Here is a 15,919-nt window from a genome sequence, read left to right as displayed (position 1 = left end):
CCTTCCCGCGTACGCCGGCCGGGGTCAGCGGTTGCCGCGCTTGGCGGCGCGACGCTGCTGCTTGATCGTGTCGCGCACCTCGCGCTCGGTCTCGGCGTGCCGGCGGGCGGAGGCGGCCCGGCGCACGCCGTACCCGAACGCGGCCACCTTGACCAGCGGGTTCGCGGCGGCGGCGGAGACCACGGTGGCCAGGTTCGCCACGTTCGCGGTGACGTTCTGCGCGTGGCTGGTCATGGTGTCCACCTTGGCGAGCTGGAGGTTCACCCCGTCCAGCGAGGTCTGCACCTGCTCCAGCGCCACGTTGACGTTCTTCACAGTGGTGTTCACGTCGCCCAGCAGCGGCGCGGTGCGCTCGTTCACGTCGGTGATCATGCGGGTCGTCGCGTCCACGGTGTGCCGCAGCCGCAGGATCGGCACCGCGAGCACGAGCACCAGCATCAGGAACGCGCCGGCCGCGATCAGCGCAGCGATCTCTCCACCACTCACGCGAAAGTCCTCCTCAAGCAGTGTCCCGGAACCCGACGCCCCGGAACGCGCGACCGTACCTACCCACTTCGCGCCACGCCGACCCGGTCACCGGGCACGGACGGGCGTGCCAGCCCCAGACCCTACCGTCCGTGATGAAAGTCGGCTCACGACGGTGAGGGGGTCGCCTCGCCCAGCGGGTCGTCGGTCAGGGTCGGGTACGGATCCTCACCGGTGAGTGACGGATCGGTGGTCGGCGTCGGTCCGGTGCGCTCGTCGTCGATCGCGTTGCGCACCTTCACCGACACCAACGAGCCGGTGCACTCCGCCGCTGCGGGCGCGGGCGGCGCGGTCGGCGCGGGCGCCCCGTCCACCGGCGGGGGCGTGCAGGTGCGGTCGCGCACCCACAGGTCGAGCGTGAGTTCGTCCCGGCGCCAGCAGGTGTAGCTGCCAGGGACCTTCTCGTCCGGGCAACGGTCGACCTTCCAGCGCCGCCACCCGTCCCCGGCCAGCGCCTCCTCGTAGACCGCGACGGTCTCCTTCCACCCCTGCTCCGACTCGACGGAGCGTTCACGCAGGCGGCAGTCCTGGAGGCACCAGCGGCTGCCGCTGACGTTGTCGACCGTGTTGCTCTGTGCCCAGGCGGGCACGGCGAGCGCGTCGAGGGTGTCGAAGACCGGGTCGCGGCTGAGCGTACGCATCCCGAAGTAGAGCGGCACCGCACCGAGCAGCACGAGGCTGACCAGGGCGAGGATGCCCAGCCGCAGCCGGCTGCGTTCGCGCATCTGCCGGCGCAGCTCCGACCGGGCGCCGCGCAGACCACCGGCCTCCGCGCCGCTGTCGTCCGGTCCGGGACCGCCGGGCCGCGGCGCGCCGCCCGCAGCGGGCCGTGGTCCCGCGGGCTCCCCCGGGGGTACGACCACAGCCGCCCGGGCCGCCGCCGGTGTCGCCGCGTTGCCCGGTCCGGTCCGGTCCGGCTCCGCTCCGGGTGGCGTCGCCCGTCCGGTGGTCCGCTCGTCCGGCGCGACCGGGCGGGCCACGCCGGCTGCCGCGCGGGCGGTCACCGGGGCACCGGGCGGCACCGGGCCGTCGCCTGCCGGCCCTCTGGCACCGGGGGCCACCGGCGGACGAGGCCCGGCACCGGGCCGGGTGTCGTCGGGGCGCGCCACCCCACGTCCGTCGCCACCGGGTCCAGCCGGACCGGCTCCGGGGCGGCCGGCACCGGCCGGAATCCCCCCCGTGCGATCGACGTCACCACGCGGACCGGGACCGGCCGGACCCGCGGGGGCACCACCGGGACGGCCACCGCCCGCCGGGATCCCACCCGTGCGCTCGACGTCGCCGCGCGGGCCGGGAGTGGGCGCGACACCGGGGCGGGCCGCGCCGCGGGCCGGGCCGGGCCTACCGGGCGACGGGTCGGACGGCTGAGGCCGGGCCGGGGGCACGACCGGGCCGGGCTGGTCGGGGCGGATCGCCGGTTCGGCGCGCGCCGGCACATCGGGGCCGGGCGGTCCGGGCCGCCGGGACGGCGTACCCGGCTCGGGACGCACCGGCGGGACGGCGACGCCGGCCCGGCCGGCGGGCGCTTCGGAACGGCCGGACGGCTGGTCGGCCGGAGGGCCGGCCGGGCGGCGGGTGACCGGCATGGCGGGGTCGGTGTGTGGCGTGCGACCCGCCTGCCGCAGCCAGTCGGCGGGCCGGTCGGGCCGTTGCGGCCGCGGCTCACCGGCGTCGTCACGGGCGGCCCGGCGACCGGGTGTCTCGGCGCCGACGCCGGTACCGCCCGGCTCGTCGGGCGCGGTCCGGCGGCCGTCGGGCGCGGCACCGCGGCCGGCGGGCGCGCCGCGGCGGCCGGCGGGCGGGGTCGGGCCGGTCGCCGGGCTGCCGGAGACGGGCGCGCCCGGCAGGTCCGGCGCGTTTCCGCTGCGCGGTACGACCGGGGAGCGGTCCGGGGCGGCCCGCCGGCCGGTGCCCGGAGCGGGCACGGCTGCGGATCCGCCGCCAGGGGCGGGCACGTGGTGGCCGCCGGTGGGCTCGTCGTGCCGGGCGCGTCGCCCGCCACCGGAGACCGGGGCGGCGTCCGGAACGGCTCGTCCGGCCGGCCCGCCGGGTACGACGCCTTCCGGCGCGGCGCGACGGCCTGCACCGGAGACCGGCCGGGTACCGGGCGGAACGTCGTCGGCACGGGCCCGGCGGCCTGCACCGGAGACCGGCCGGGTACCGGGCGGAACGTCGTCGGTACGGGCCCGGCGGCCCGCCCCCGAGACCGGCTGGGTGCCGGGTGCCACGTCATCGGGGCGCGCTCGGCGTCCCCCCGGAACGGGCTGGACGGCGTCGGCGTCCTCGGCGCGCGCCCGGCGGGCACCACCGGAGACCGGCTGGATGCCGGCGGTGTCGTCCGGCCGGGCCCGGCGGCCGCCGGACGGCGGCGGGATCGTCGGATCGGCCTGGTGCGGGGCCTCGGGCCCGGCTCCGTGCCGGCCGCGGGGCGTCGGCGGTACGCGGCTGTCGCCGTCGGCGGGCGGGCGGCCCGGGGCGGCGGGTGCCCGGCCGGGCGGCGGCGCAGCGGGCGGGACGCGGGTGCCGGCGACGGGCGGCTGCTGGCCGGTGGGTCCGTCCACGCGGCGGCGGTACGGCGCGTCGGCCGGACGGGGCGCCTCGGGCACGCCGGGCCACGGACCGTCGACGGGGCGGCGCGGGGCACCGGCTTCGCGGCCGCCCGGCCAGGGGCCGTCACCGGGCCGGCGCGGGGCACCGGTCTCGGGACCGCCGGGGCGCACCGGCGGCGCGGCCGGACCGGGCGTGTCGGGGCGGCGCATGACCGGCGGACGCGGACCGGGCCGGCCACCACCGGGCGGCGTCTCCGGGCCGGGACGGCCACCGCCGGAGGGCGCGTCCACGACCGGCGGGCGGACCCCCGGCGGCGTGTCGGCGGGCGGGCGCCCGGGGGCCGGGGGCATGTCCACGCCGGGCCGGCCGGACGGCGGGGCGGTGTCCACGCCGGGCCGGCCGGACGGCGGGGCGGTGTCCACGCCGGACCGTCCCGGCGGCGGAGGCGTGTCCATGCCCGGTCGACCGGGGGCCGGGGGCAGGTCGGTACCGGGTCGTCCGGTGACCGGTCCCCCGGGACGGCCGGCGGCCGGGGGCGCAGCCGGGCCCGGACGGCCGGTCACGGGCGGCAGCGTCGGGTCGGTTCGGCCGACCGGAGCGGGCCCGCCCGGATGGGGCCGGCCGGGCGTGTGCGGCGCGGCGGGCGGCGGCGGAACGGCCCGGCCGGGAGTCTGCGGTGCGGCAGCCGGGGGCGGAACGGCCCGGCCGGGAGTCTGGGGCGCGCCGGCCGGCGGAGTACCGGGCCGGCCGGCGGGCGAGGGTGGCGGAACCGGCTGACCGGTCGAGGGCGGCGGGGAGCCCGGTGCCGGGGGCCGCGGAGCCTGTCGGCCGCCGGGTGGCATGCCGGGGCCCGGCCCCGGTGCGGCGGCCGGGCGGGGTGGCCGGGGCGGCTCGCCGTCCGGCCAGGACGGATCGGCGTCGGGCCGCGGCGCGGGCACGCCCCCGTCCGGTCCGAGTTCGCCGCCCTGCTGCTTGGCGGTGCGCAGGTCGTCGATCCAGCCGAGTTCCTCGCCGACGACAGTCGGGTCCAGCTCGGGCTCGGCCCGGCCGCGTCCCCACCGGCGGCCCTTGCCGCGCGGGTCGCGCCGCTCGTCGGGGCCGTCCGCCGGCCGCTCCGGACCACGCGCCATCACTACTGACCCCCCTCGGCGGCGTCGCTGCCGCCCTCACTCGCCCCGCTGGACTGCTCGCCGCCCCCCACCCGGGCCCCGTTCGCGGCGGCCGGGGCGCCGGCCTCCGCCCGGGTCGCCGGAGCCGGCAGCCCGCGCACGATCCGGCGCAGCAGCGGCAGCCGGGTGGCCACCGCCCGCTCCGCGCCGTGCCCGCTGGGCTGGTAGTAGTCGGTTCCGACGAGGTCGTCCGGAGCGTACTGCTGGGTGACCACCCCCCGGTGGTCGTCGTGCGGGTAGCGGTAGCCGGCGCCGTGGCCGAGGCCCCGCGCGCCGGAGTAGTGGGCGTCGCGCAGCCCGCGCGGCACCGCGCCGCCACGACCCGCGCGTACGTCGGCGACGGCGGCGCCGATCGCTGTCGTGGCCGAGTTCGACTTCGGCGCGGTGGCCAGGTGGATGACCGCCTGGGCCAGGTTGAGCTGTGCCTCCGGCAGGCCCACGTACTCGACCGCGTGGGCGGCGGCGGTGGCAATGGTCAGCGCGGTGGGATCGGCCATGCCGACGTCCTCACTCGCGAAGATCACCAGCCGGCGGGCGATGAACCGGGCGTCCTCCCCGGCCACCACCATCCGGGCCAGCCAGTGCAGTGCCGCGTCCACGTCCGAGCCGCGCATGCTCTTGATGAACGCGCTCGTCACGTCGTAGTGGGCGTCGCCGTCGCGGTCGTATCGCACCGCCGCCACGTCGACCGCCTGTTCGGCCACTGCGAGGTCGATCCGGCCGGTGCCGAGCGCGGTCGCGGTGGCAGCCGCCGCCTCCAGCGCGGTGAGCGCCTTGCGCACGTCGCCCCCGGCGAGCCGGACCAGGTGGTCCTCCGCCTCCTCGGCCAGGACCAGCGAGCCGCCGAGCCCGCGTTCGTCGGCCACCGCGCGGCGCAGCAGGCCGCGTACGTCGTCGTCGTCGAGGGCCTGGAGGGTGAGCAGCACGCAGCGCGACAGCAGGGGCGAGATGACCGAGAAGTACGGGTTCTCGGTGGTCGCCGCGAGCAGCGTGACAGTGCGGTCCTCGACCGCGGCGAGAAGCGAATCCTGCTGGGTCTTGCTGAACCGGTGCACCTCGTCGATGAACAGCACCGTCGGCGGGCCGCCGGACCGGCGCTGCCGGCGGGCGGTCTCGATCACGGCGCGGACGTCCTTGACGCCCGCGGTGAGCGCGGACATCGCCACGAACCGCCGGTCGGTGGCCCGGGCCACGAGGTGCGCGATGGTGGTCTTGCCGCTGCCCGGCGGCCCCCAGAGGATCACCGACATCGGCGCCGCGCCCTCGACCAGCTGGCGCAGCGGCGCCCCCGGCGCGAGCAGGTGCTCCTGCCCGACCAGCTCGTCGATGCCGGCCGGCCGCATCCGCACCGGCAGGGGCGAGTCCGCCCGGGTGTCGGTGAAGCCGTCGGCGCCGCCCGCGCCCGCGGGTGCGCCGGCCGGCTCGCCGAGGGTGAAGAGGGCGTCCGATTCCATCACGAAGACAGTACCGGGCCGGGCCGACGACGCCGGAATCGCGCCGCCGCCCCGACCCGGGTGGTCTTTTCCGGTCAGCCGCGACCGGGCCGCCGGCCCCGGTACCACCGGCCGCCACCGCCGCCGCGCGGGCCGGAGCCGACCCCGGCCAGGTAGAGCGAGAGCAGCAGGAAGCCGATGAGCATGAGCGTCGTGGTGCTGAACAGATCGGGCGCGCCGAGGTCGGTGTTCATGAAGTCGAGCAGCAGCGCGAAGCCGAACACGATGGCCGCGAGAATGGCGAGCATGTCGTTCCTCCGGTGGGGGTTCCCAGCAGGTCGGCGACGGATGTACCCAATCGGTCTGTTCGTCAATCTCCACCGTGGAACAGGCGGTGCCTCGGCCTTCGGTACCAGCGGGGATGCTCGTACGCTGGCGGAATGATCACGGTCGACGAGTCGCTGACCGAACGGGAGGGGCTGCTCGCCGCGGCCGGCCACCACCCGTACGCCCGGCACGCGCTCCGGCGCGGCGTGGCCGTACGGGGATGGCGGCACGACGGCGCGGTCGGATGGCTGCTGCCACCGGGTGGCTGGTCGGCCGGCGGGGCGGTCGGCGCCCCCGGCCCGGCGCTCGACGTGTTCGCCGCCCAGCGGGCGGACGGGACGCTGCGGGCCGGCCAGTCGGTCAACCTGTCCCACGCCGATCCGGACGAGGTGGCCGCGCGGCTGCCGGTGGCCCGGCTGACCGAGTGGGACCTCCTCTGGGCCACCGGCCCGCCGCCGCACCAGCCGGAGCAGGAGCGGGTGGTACGCCTCACCGAGGCCGACCACCCCGCCCTGGCCGCGCTGATCGAGGAGGCGTTCCCGGCCACCACGTCGCGGCCGGGCGAGCCGGGCATCGTCGACTGGTACGGCATCCGCGACGGTGACCGCCTGCTCGCCTGCGGCGCCGATCGCAGCCGCGGCGACATCGGCTTCCTGGCCGGGCTGACTGTCGCACCGGGGCATCGCGGCCGAGGGCTGGGTGCGGCGCTGACCGCCGGGATGACGTGCGCCCTGTTCGGCAGGTACGACGCCGTGGCGCTGGGCGTCTACCCGGACAACGTGGGCGCGATCCGGCTGTACCGCCGGCTCGGCTTCACCGCCGCCGAACGCCGCACCTCCGTCGAGCTCGCCTGACGCGCGACGCCCCGACCGCGTGGGTGGAACGCCATGGGTGTCGAACGACGTCCGAGACACCCATGACGTTCCACCCGGCCGGTCGGCTCAGTCGCGGCCGGAGGGAGCGGTCGCGGCCACCGCGGGGGCCGCGTCGAGGGGCGGGCCGGCGTGGCCGGGGCCGCCTACCGTCGACTCCGGTTCGACGGTGACGTCCTGCGGGGTACGGCGGGCGGCCCGCCAGGCCGGCAGGTAGAGCGGCGCGGCCACGGCGAGCATCACCGCGCCGACGACCATGGCGATACTGACGCTCGTGGCGTCGGCCAGCGCGGTCAGCGTCACCGCGCCGAGCGCGCCGGCCGGCTGGGCGGCCATCGAGTTCAGCGAGAGCACGCTGGTCCGGTACGGGCCGTCGACCTGCCGGTGCAGCAGTCCCATGTGCAGCGGGTTCGACGCGCCGTGCACGGCGTAGCAGGCCAGGTACGCGATGAGCACACCGACCGGGCCGGCCAGCAGGCCCATGCCGACCACCGTCACGCCCTGCAGGATGCGCATCAGCGCGGCGGCCGGGGCCGCGCCGAGGCGGCGCAGCAGGAACGGGGTGAGCGCGGCACCGGCGGCGTTCGCGAGCCAGGCCGCCGTGCCGGCGGGGCCGAGCAGCGCCGCCGCGCGGTCCGGGTCACCGAGCACGTCGGCGAGGCGTACCGGGAGCAGCGACTCGAAGGTGACCATGCCGAAGCCCCAGAACAGCTCGACGGCGACCAGGGCCGCCAGCACCCGGTTGCGGCGCAGCAGCCCGACGGCCTGCCCGACCATCCGGGGCGCGTCGACCACCGAGGCGCGCAGCGCGGCCGGGCCGGACGCGGGCCGCCGCTCCGCCATCAGCGCCAGCAGCGCCACGATGGAGACGGCCTGGAGCACGGCGGCGACGATCACCGGCAGGGCCAGCGCGCTGACCGGGCCGACCGGGCCGAGCGCGACCAGGCCGCCGCTGAGCAGCGCGCCCGCGCCGATCGCGACACCGATCACGGTGCCGGCCCAGCCGAGGCCGCGCTCGTATTCGGCCTTCGGGTCGACGGCGAGCGTGGCGTCGACGTACCAGGATTCCATCGGGCCGCTGTCGAGCGCCCGGTAGACGCCCTGCAACGCCCAGACCAGGAAGAACATCCAGAACGAGTCGGCGACCGCCATCAGCGCCAGCGAGCCCAGGCCGAGCACCCAGGCGACGACCAGCACCGGCTTGCGGCCGAGCGCGTCGGCGAAGCCGCCGGTGGGCAGCTCCAGCGCCAGCACGACGAGGCCCTGCGCGGTGGCGACCAGGCCGATCTGCGACAGCGTGAGCCCGCGTTCCTGCATCAGCAGGATCATCACCGGCATGAGCAGGCCGCTGGGCAGCCAGCGCAGGCCGTACAGCGTGAGGTAGCGGAACCGGATCTGGCGTACGGACAGCGCGGTCACGGCTTCTCCTCGGTGGACGGCGGGGCGGGCCGCGGGAACGCCGCGTCCATCGGGAGGGCGGCGAGGTAGAGCTGGACCGTCTCGGCGTCGGGATCGTCGGGGTCGGTCTCGTCGCGGTGCCGCTCGAAGAGCGCGAAGACCTCCTCCTTGATCGCTTCGAGCCGGGAGACCGGGATCCGCATGAAGAAGTCGCCCATGCCGAACGCGTCGCGCCAGGCCGGTCCCCACTGGTGCCGCTGGGCGAACCACCGTTCGGCGTGCCCGGCGAAGAAGCGGACGTAGTCGGCCTCCAGCCACTCGATCGCGGCCCGCGAGTCGGGGTCGTCGTCGAAGTCGCTCGACTCCCAGTTGGTGACGTCGTGCGCGGCCCGCCAGTAGCGCTGCCGGCCGGTGCCGAGGTTGGGGTCCTCGACCACGAGACCGACCTCGGCGAGCTGGCGCAGGTGGTAGCTGGTCGCGCCGCTGTTGGTGCCGAGCATCTCGGCCAGGGCGGTGGCGGTGGACGGGCCTGCCACGCGCAGCGCCCCGATCAGCCGCATGCGCAGCGGCTGGGCCAGCGCGCGGACCTGGCGGTGGTCGATGCGTACGGCGCGTTCCTCGGGCCGCTTCTTCTCCTCCATGAGATGCACAATATCTGTGCACACTTTCCATGCACAAGGTGCTTGCAAAGAATCTGTGCAACTAGCCGTACAGCTCGGTGATCCCGCGCAGCCGGGTCCGCAGCAGCCCCGCGGCACGGGTGGAGTCCAGCACCACCTCGCCCGGACGGTGCAGTCCGGCGGCGGCGATGGTGGTCGTCCGCAGCCCGCCCGCGTCCACCCCGTCGTGCCGGGCCACCAGCAGCCCCATCTCGGCGCGGCTCACCGCGTCCGGCCCGGCCACGTTCAGCAGCCCGGCGTAGTCGCCCGGCACCAGTTCCAGCACCGCGGCGGCGAGGTCGGCGACGTGCACCGGGCAGCGCAGCTCGTCGGTGAACAGCGTGGCCCGGCCGGCCAGCGCGTCCCGGCAGAGCTGGATCTGCTTGCTGCCCTCCCCCACGATCAGCGACGTCCGCACCAGCACCGCGCCCGGATCCACCGCCCGCACCGCCGTCTCCGCCGCCGCCTTCGCCGCCCCGTACGGGTGCAGCGGCGTGGGCACGTCCTCGTCCATGTACGGCTTCGGGCGCCCGGCGTGCAGCGCGTCGCTGGACAGGTGCACCAGCCGGGCGCCCACCTCGGCGGCGGCGACCGCGATGTGGGCCGCCCCGTCCGCCGTGACCGCCCAGTCGTCGTACCGGTAGGGGGTGGCGACGACGGCGTCGGGGCGTACCCGGGTCAGCAGCTCGCGCACGGCGGCGCGGTCGGTCACATCGAGCCGGTGCGGCGCGACGCCGGGCACCGCCACGGTGGCGGAGTGGTACGTGCCGGCCACCCGGTGCCCGGCGGCGACCGCCTGCCGGCACACCTCGGCGCCGAGGAACCCGCTGGCTCCCACCACGAGCAGACGCATCAGTCCCCCTGAAGATCGAAAAGGCCCGCGTCATCATGACGCGGGCCCTTCGACGAGGCGAGGATCAGGTGGGGTCGGCCACCGGCGCGGCCGGGCCGGCGGTGCCGGCGTGCGGGCCGGCCGGCGCCTTCGGCTTGGCGTCGATGCCGGCCTCGGCGCGCTGCTGCCCGGTGATCGGAGTGGGCGCGCCGGTCAGCGGGTCGAAGCCGCCCCGGGTCTTCGGGAACGCGATGACCTCGCGGATCGAGTCCGCGCCGGCCAGCAGCATGCAGACCCGGTCCCAGCCGAACGCGATGCCGCCGTGCGGCGGGGCGCCGTACTTGAACGCCTCCAGCAGGAAGCCGAACTTGTCCTGCGCCTCGTCGGCGGTGATGCCGAGCAGGTCGAACACCCGCTGCTGCACGTCGCCGCGGTGGATACGGATCGAGCCGCCGCCGATCTCGTTGCCGTTGCAGACGATGTCGTACGCGTATGCCAGCGCCCGGTCCGGTGCCTCCTCGAACCGGTCCACCCACTCGGCGTTCGGCGAGGTGAACGGGTGGTGCACGGCGGTCCAGCCGCCCTCGTCGGTGCGTTCGAACATCGGCGCGTCGACGACCCAGCAGAACGCCCAGGCGCTCTCGTCGATCAGGTTCGCCCGCTTGGCGATCTCGATCCGGGCCGCACCGAGCAGCTCCTGCGCCTCGCGGGTGTTCGTGCTCGCGGCGAAGAAGACCGCGTCGCCGGGCTTCGCGCCGACCGCGTCGGCCAGGCCGGACAGGTGCGCCTCGGACAGGTTCTTCGCCACCGGGCCGCGCGCCTCGCCGGTCTCGGCGTCCAGCACCACGTACGCCAGGCCGCGCGCGCCGCGCGCCTTGGCCCAGTCCTGCCAGCCGTCCAGTTCCTTGCGGGTCTGCGAGGCGCCGCCGGGCATGACCACCGCGCCGACGTAGCCGCCCGCGTCGATCGCGCCGGCGAACACCCGGAACTCGGTGCCGCGCAGGTAGTCGGTCAGCTCGGTCAGCTCCACGCCGTAGCGCAGGTCCGGCTTGTCCGAGCCGTAGCGGGACATGGCGTCGTGCCAGGTGATGCGCGGGATCGGCCGGGCGATCTCGTAGCCGGCGAGGTCCTTCCACAGCGCCGAGACGATCGCCTCGCCGAGGTCGATCACGTCGTCCTCGGTGACGAACGACATCTCGATGTCGAGCTGGGTGAACTCCGGCTGCCGGTCGGCGCGGAAGTCCTCGTCGCGGTAGCAGCGGGCGATCTGGTAGTACCGCTCCATGCCGCCGACCATCAGCAGCTGCTTGAACAGCTGCGGCGACTGCGGCAGCGCGTACCAGCTGCCCGGCTGCAGCCGCACCGGCACCAGGAAGTCGCGGGCGCCCTCCGGGGTGGAGCGGGTCAGCGTCGGCGTCTCGATCTCCAGGAAGTCCCGCTCGTGCAGCACGCCGCGGGCGATCTGGTTGGCCCGCGAGCGCAGCCGCATGGCCTTGGCCGGGCCGCCCCGGCGCAGGTCCAGGTAGCGGTACTTGAGCCGGATGTCGTCGCCGGCCTCGATCTGGTCGTCCACCGGCAGCGGCAGCGGCGCGGCCTCGGAGAGCACCTCCAGCTCGGACGCGGTCACCTCGACCTCGCCGGTGGGCAGGTCCGGGTTCTCGTTGCCCTCCGGGCGGCGGGTCACCTCGCCGGTGACCTTGACGCAGAACTCGTTGCGCAGCGCGTGCGCGTCCTCCTCGCGGAACACCACCTGCACGACGCCGGAGGCGTCGCGCAGGTCGACGAAGATGACACCGCCGTGGTCGCGCCGGCGGGCCACCCACCCGGCGAGCGTCACCGTCGAGCCGGCGTCCGCGGCGCGCAGGCTTCCGGCATTGTGGGTACGGATCACGGCTGGCGTCTCCTCAATCTGGTCCACTCACTGCTCCCCCGCATTCTGTCAGGACGGGCGGGCCCGCTCCCCGGCACCCGTCGAGCCGGGCCGCCCCGGGTGCTTGGCCAAAGCGCCGTGCGGGCCGGGTCCGGCGGTCTACCGTGGCCGGGTGCGTGCCGTACCGACCTGGGCCGTGGCCACCGCGGCCGCCGCGCCCGCGCTGCTGGTGGCGGGCTGGACGGTGGCGGGCGCCCGCCAGGGGCCGGGGTACGACCCGGTGCGGGACACGATCAGCGAACTGGCCGGCGAGGGCGCGACCGATCCGTGGCTGATGGGCGGCGCGCTCGTGCTGCTCGGCTGCTGCTACTGCGCCACCGCCGCCGCGCTGCACGCCGCCGGGCTGCCCAGCCGCTTCCTGCTCGCGGTCGGCGGGGTGGCCACCGTCGCGCTCATCGCGTTCCCCCGGCCGCAGGTGGGCGGCTCCCCGGCGCACGGGGTGGTGGCCACCGTGGCGGTGCTCGCGCTGGCGCTGTGGCCGGCCGGCACGGCGCTGCGCCTGCCCCGCAGGGTGCCGCGTGCGGTGGCCGCCTCCCCGGCGGGCCGGCCGCCGTGGGCGTTCCGCCGGCCGGTGGCGCTGGCCGTCACGGCGGTGCTGCTAGCGTTGTTCGGCTGGTCGGTGGCCGAGGTGACGGGCGGCTCCCGGACCGGGCTGGCCGAGCGGGTGGCCGCGCTCGCGGTGACGCTCTGGCCGCTGGCCGCGGTGCTGTCCGCCCGGCGGGCCCACCGGCACTGGACGGCCCGGCCGTCGGAGCCGCCCCGGCCGGACGGCCCGCCGGTCGGTCCGGGCCGCCTCGGGGCGGGCGCCTGAGACGGGTACGCGGAACGGGCCGCCGGTCACCCGGCGGCCCGTTCGTGGGAGTGCGTGGATCAGAAGACGCTCACGCCGTAGCGGCTGAGGGCCTCGGTGACCGGCTGGAAGTAGGTGGTGCCACCGGTGCGGCAGTTGCCGCTACCACCGGAGGTGAGACCGAGCGCGACGGTGCCGGCGAACAGCGAGCCGCCGCTGTCGCCCGGCTCGGCGCAGACGTTGGTGCGGATGAGGCCGGAGACGCTGCCCTCGGCGTAGTTCACGGTCGCGTTGAGGGCGGTGACGCTACCGCTGCGCAGGCCGGTGGTGCTGCCGGAACGGCGGACGGACTGGCCGACGTACGCGTTGCCGGCCGAGGTGATGTCCTGGAAGCTGCCGTTGTAGAGCGACACGTTGCCGGCCGCGTTGGCCGAGTTGTTGTGCCGGACGATGCCGTAGTCGTTGCCCGGGAAGCTGGTGCCGGTCCGGGTGCCGAGCAGGCTGGTCTGCGCGGAGTTGCTGTACCAGCTCGACGAGATGTTGGTGCAGTGACCCGCGGTGAGGAAGTAGTAGGTCGAGCCGCTGCGGACGTTGAACCCGAGCGAGCAACGGCCCCCGCCGCCGGCGTAGATGGCCTGGCCGCCGGAGATCCGGGTGCTGAGCGTGCCGGCCTCGGCCTCGATGCGGATCGCGCCGTTGTGACGGGCGGCGGCGGCCTTGACCCGCTCCAGCTTGGCGCCGGTGACGGTGCTGTCGACGGAGACGACGACCTGGTTCGTGGCCGGGTCGGTCCACCAGGCGGTGCCGGGGATCTTGGCGGAGCGCTCCAGCTCGCTGGTGGCGGCGTTGAGCTTGTCCGCGCCGCGCGCCACGATCTTCGGGATGGCACCGGCGGCGCGCACCTGGCGGGCGGTCGCGGTGTCGGTCACCGTGACGACCATCTTGCCGCTGGCGTCGGCGTACGTGCCGGCCGCGCGGGCACCGAGCTTCTCGACGAGGGTGGCGGCGGCGTCCGGCGAGAGGGCCGTGGGGGCGGCCTGCGCGGGTGCGCCGAGCAGCGAGCCGGTGACCAGGGTGCCGGCGACGGCGACTGCGGCGGCGCGGCGGAGCGTGGACCTCGTGGGTCGCATGTAACAACCTCCGAATGGGGGTGAACGGGCGCTGTCATGGGGGCGCGCCCGAGGACAACCCGGGCGACCTGGGGAAACCGCCCGGGTGCCCAAAGTATTCACATATTTAAGATCGTAAGCAAGACATGACTTTGCCCGGATTCGCACCCGCGCCCGATGTAACGCCGGAGCAACAACATCGACATCATCTGTCAGAGCCGGTTCAGGGCGTACGGCGACGGGCGCCCGGACCCGGGCGGGGCAGCACGTCCCGCGCCCCGGTGATCTCGTGCCCCTCGCCGCAGCGCAAGGCGACCCGGACCTCGGCGCCGCAGTCACGGTGCGCCACGCTCAGCGGCGAGCCCTCCGGGTCGGCCAGGTAGCGGTCACCCCATCCGAGCACCGCGACGAGCACGGGCCACAGGTCCAGGCCCATCTCGGTGAGCCGGTACTCGTGGCGCGGCCGGCTGCCCGGCTCGCGGTACGGCTCCCGGCGCAGCACACCGCGCTCGACGAGCATGGCGAGCCGGTTCGTCAGCACCTGGCGCGGAATGCCGGTCCGCACCCGCATGTCGTCGAACCGGCGTACGCCGTTGAAGACCTCGCGGAGCACGACGAGGGTCCACCGCTCGCCGAGGATCTCCATGGCGCGCGCGATGGTGCAGTTCTCCACCGACCAGTCCAGTGCCGCGGGTCTCATGCCGACCAGGCTAGGTCTGATTGACAGACTCAGCAACGCTCTGCGAGGCTGAGTCCATGACGCAGACGCAGGAGCGCACCCGCACGTTCACCTGGTCCGACCCGGCGGCCGGCGCCGCGCACCTGGGCCGGCGCAGCGGCCTGGAGCTGATGCAGGCGATGATCGCCGGCGAGCTGGACGCGCCGCCGATCATGCACCTCGTCGACATGTCCCGGATGGAGGCCGAGGAGGGGCGCGTCGCGGTCGAGCTGCTGCCGCAGGAGTTCCACTACAACCCGCTCGGCACCGTGCACGGCGGCGTCATCTCCACGCTGCTGGACACCGCCGCGGCGTGCGCCGTGCACACCACGCTGCCGGCCGGCGTCGGCTACACGTCGCTGGACCTCAACGTGAAGTTCCTGCGCCCGGTCACCGTCGACACCGGCACACTGCGGTGTGAGGGCACGGTGCTCCAGCGAGGCCGCCGTACCGCCCTGGCCGAGGCCCGCCTGACGGACCCGGCCGGCCGCCTGGTAGCCCACGCCACCTCGACCTGCCTCATCTTCCCCCTCCCCTGACCGCCCCGCTCGTTCTCGGCGATCTTGCAGTTGCGGCCCCCGCTGCGCCGGTTTCGCGGCAAATGCGGGGGCCGTAAGTGCAAGATCGCGCGGGAGAGGAGGGAGAGGAGGGGTCAGGCCTGGGTCGTCGCGGATACGCGGGCGGCTCGGGCGGCTCGGCGGTCCTCGAAGCGGGACGCCTGGGTCTCCAGGGTCTCCAGGTGGGCGGCGATCTGGTCACGGGCGGCCTCGCCGTCGGCGTTCAGGCCGGTCACGTCGAACAGGTTCCACTGGCGCAGCACCGGCATCACCACCTCGTCGCGGTGCTGGCGCAGGTCGTAGATCCCGGCCAGCGCGATCGCCACCGACTTGCGGGCGAAGCCGTCGATGCCGACACCCGGCATCTGGAAGTTGGCGAGCACGTCGGCGACGGCGCGCATCGCCTGCGACGGCGCCAGCTCGAACGCCGCGCCGAGCAGGTTGCGGTAGAAGACCATGTGCAGGTTCTCGTCCGCGGCCACCCGGGCCAGCAGCGCCTCGCACATCGGGTCGCCGGTGGCCCGGCCGGTGTTGCGGTGCGAGATGCGGGTCGCCAGCTCCTGGAACGACACGTACGCCAGCGAGTGCAGCATCTCCTGGTCGTGGACGTTCTGGTAGCCCGCCGACATGTGCACCATGCGGGCCCGCTCCAGCGCCACCGGGTCCACCGCCCGGGTCACCGTGAGGTAGTCGCGGATCGCCGTGCCGTGCCGCCCCTCCTCGGCGGTCCACCGGTGCACCCAGGTGCCCCACGCGCCGTCGCGCCCGAACAGGGTGGCGATCTCGTGGTGGTACGACGGCAGGTTGTCCTCGGTGAGCAGGTTGACGATCAGCGCGGTACGCGCCACCTCGGGCAGCGTCGAGTCCTCCGGCGACCAGGCCTCGCCGCCCAGCGGACCGTCGAAGGTGCGGCCCTCGCTCCACGGCACGTACTCGTGCGGGAACCACTCCTTGGCCAGCGACAGGTGGCGGTCGAGGTTCTTCTCGACCACCGGCTCGAGTTCGGTGAGCAGAGCGGTCTGGCTGAGCACGGTCACGACGTTCTCCCTA

14 protein-coding genes are annotated in these 15,919 nt (G+C 75.7%); 3 read left to right on the top strand and 11 right to left on the bottom strand.

The window, feature by feature from the left end; translation table 11 throughout:
• Window positions 1-24: 24 nt before the first annotated feature.
• The 4 genes from ML5_RS12105 to ML5_RS12090 form a co-directional block, all read right to left on the bottom strand.
• On the bottom strand, window positions 25-486 hold the full coding sequence (locus tag ML5_RS12105) for a DUF948 domain-containing protein (RefSeq protein WP_013285490.1): 462 nt from the start codon (window positions 484-486) through the stop codon (window positions 25-27).
• A 146-nt stretch (window positions 487-632) separates the two neighbouring features.
• Complete coding sequence (locus ML5_RS33245) at window positions 633-1,250, bottom strand: hypothetical protein (RefSeq protein ID WP_013285489.1); 618 nt, start codon at window positions 1,248-1,250, stop codon at window positions 633-635.
• A gap of 2,957 nt (window positions 1,251-4,207) precedes the next feature.
• A complete protein-coding gene (locus ML5_RS12095; protein WP_013474885.1) occupies window positions 4,208-5,698 on the bottom strand; it encodes a replication-associated recombination protein A in 1,491 nt (496 codons plus the stop codon).
• A gap of 74 nt (window positions 5,699-5,772) precedes the next feature.
• Entirely contained in the window at window positions 5,773-5,985 is a 213-nt protein-coding gene (locus ML5_RS12090) for a hypothetical protein (protein ID WP_013285485.1), read from the bottom strand.
• 132 nt (window positions 5,986-6,117) lie between these two features.
• Between ML5_RS12090 and ML5_RS12085 the strand changes: the two genes are divergently transcribed.
• On the top strand, window positions 6,118-6,858 hold the full coding sequence (locus tag ML5_RS12085) for a GNAT family N-acetyltransferase (protein ID WP_013474884.1): 741 nt from the start codon (window positions 6,118-6,120) through the stop codon (window positions 6,856-6,858).
• A gap of 87 nt (window positions 6,859-6,945) precedes the next feature.
• Here ML5_RS12085 and ML5_RS12080 read toward each other — a convergent pair whose 3' ends face one another.
• From ML5_RS12080 to aspS, 4 genes are all read right to left on the bottom strand, one after another.
• A complete protein-coding gene (locus ML5_RS12080) occupies window positions 6,946-8,295 on the bottom strand; it encodes an MFS transporter (RefSeq protein WP_013474883.1) in 1,350 nt (449 codons plus the stop codon).
• Entirely contained in the window at window positions 8,292-8,915 is a 624-nt protein-coding gene (locus ML5_RS12075; RefSeq protein WP_013474882.1) for a helix-turn-helix transcriptional regulator, read from the bottom strand. Before ML5_RS12075 ends, ML5_RS12080 begins: the two co-directional genes overlap by 4 nt.
• A gap of 61 nt (window positions 8,916-8,976) precedes the next feature.
• Window positions 8,977-9,786: a sugar nucleotide-binding protein gene (locus tag ML5_RS12070; protein ID WP_013474881.1), complete on the bottom strand. Its 810-nt coding sequence runs from the start codon at window positions 9,784-9,786 to the stop codon at window positions 8,977-8,979.
• Window positions 9,787-9,850: 64 nt separating this feature from the next.
• The gene (gene aspS / locus ML5_RS12065; protein WP_013474880.1) at window positions 9,851-11,656 is read right to left on the bottom strand and encodes an aspartate--tRNA ligase; all 1,806 of its coding nucleotides are present in this window, start codon (window positions 11,654-11,656) and stop codon (window positions 9,851-9,853) included.
• Between the two features lie 151 nt (window positions 11,657-11,807).
• Between aspS and ML5_RS12060 the strand changes: the two genes are divergently transcribed.
• The gene (locus ML5_RS12060) at window positions 11,808-12,506 is read left to right on the top strand and encodes a DUF998 domain-containing protein (protein ID WP_083816938.1); all 699 of its coding nucleotides are present in this window, start codon (window positions 11,808-11,810) and stop codon (window positions 12,504-12,506) included.
• Window positions 12,507-12,565: 59 nt separating this feature from the next.
• On the opposite strand, the gene ML5_RS12055 is transcribed toward ML5_RS12060, so the two are convergent.
• Both ML5_RS12055 and ML5_RS12050 read right to left on the bottom strand, forming a co-directional pair.
• Entirely contained in the window at window positions 12,566-13,615 is a 1,050-nt protein-coding gene (locus tag ML5_RS12055) for a S1 family peptidase (RefSeq protein WP_013285478.1), read from the bottom strand.
• A 202-nt stretch (window positions 13,616-13,817) separates the two neighbouring features.
• Window positions 13,818-14,294: a helix-turn-helix domain-containing protein gene (locus tag ML5_RS12050; protein WP_013285477.1), complete on the bottom strand. Its 477-nt coding sequence runs from the start codon at window positions 14,292-14,294 to the stop codon at window positions 13,818-13,820.
• 56 nt (window positions 14,295-14,350) lie between these two features.
• On the opposite strand from ML5_RS12050, the gene ML5_RS12045 reads away from it, so the two are divergent.
• Complete coding sequence (locus ML5_RS12045; RefSeq protein WP_013285476.1) at window positions 14,351-14,851, top strand: PaaI family thioesterase; 501 nt, start codon at window positions 14,351-14,353, stop codon at window positions 14,849-14,851.
• A 113-nt stretch (window positions 14,852-14,964) separates the two neighbouring features.
• On the opposite strand, the gene ML5_RS12040 is transcribed toward ML5_RS12045, so the two are convergent.
• Window positions 14,965-15,906, bottom strand: a complete 942-nt coding sequence (locus tag ML5_RS12040) for an acyl-ACP desaturase (protein WP_013474878.1) — start codon at window positions 15,904-15,906, stop codon at window positions 14,965-14,967.
• Window positions 15,907-15,919 lie beyond the last annotated feature (13 nt).

It is taken from the genome of Micromonospora sp. L5, assembly GCF_000177655.2.
Taxonomy (GTDB): Bacteria; Actinomycetota; Actinomycetes; order Mycobacteriales; family Micromonosporaceae; genus Micromonospora; species Micromonospora aurantiaca.
Note: the sequence above shows the minus strand (reverse complement) of the source record. Positions and strands in the feature narration are given on the sequence as shown.

Bases quoted from the DNA above. Each gene is read 5' to 3' on its own strand.
- ML5_RS12055 (WP_013285478.1), bottom strand. From the start codon at position 13,615: ATGCGACCCACGAGGTCCACGCTCCGCCGCGCCGCCGCAGTCGCCGTC.
- ML5_RS12095 (WP_013474885.1), bottom strand. From the start codon at position 5,698: ATGGAATCGGACGCCCTCTTCACCCTCGGCGAGCCGGCCGGCGCACCC.
- ML5_RS33245 (WP_013285489.1), bottom strand. From the start codon at position 1,250: ATGCGCGAACGCAGCCGGCTGCGGCTGGGCATCCTCGCCCTGGTCAGC.
- ML5_RS12045 (WP_013285476.1), top strand. From the start codon at position 14,351: ATGACGCAGACGCAGGAGCGCACCCGCACGTTCACCTGGTCCGACCCG.
- ML5_RS12085 (WP_013474884.1), top strand. From the start codon at position 6,118: ATGATCACGGTCGACGAGTCGCTGACCGAACGGGAGGGGCTGCTCGCC.
- ML5_RS12050 (WP_013285477.1), bottom strand. From the start codon at position 14,294: ATGAGACCCGCGGCACTGGACTGGTCGGTGGAGAACTGCACCATCGCG.
- ML5_RS12070 (WP_013474881.1), bottom strand. From the start codon at position 9,786: ATGCGTCTGCTCGTGGTGGGAGCCAGCGGGTTCCTCGGCGCCGAGGTG.
- ML5_RS12090 (WP_013285485.1), bottom strand. From the start codon at position 5,985: ATGCTCGCCATTCTCGCGGCCATCGTGTTCGGCTTCGCGCTGCTGCTC.
- ML5_RS12075 (WP_013474882.1), bottom strand. From the start codon at position 8,915: ATGGAGGAGAAGAAGCGGCCCGAGGAACGCGCCGTACGCATCGACCAC.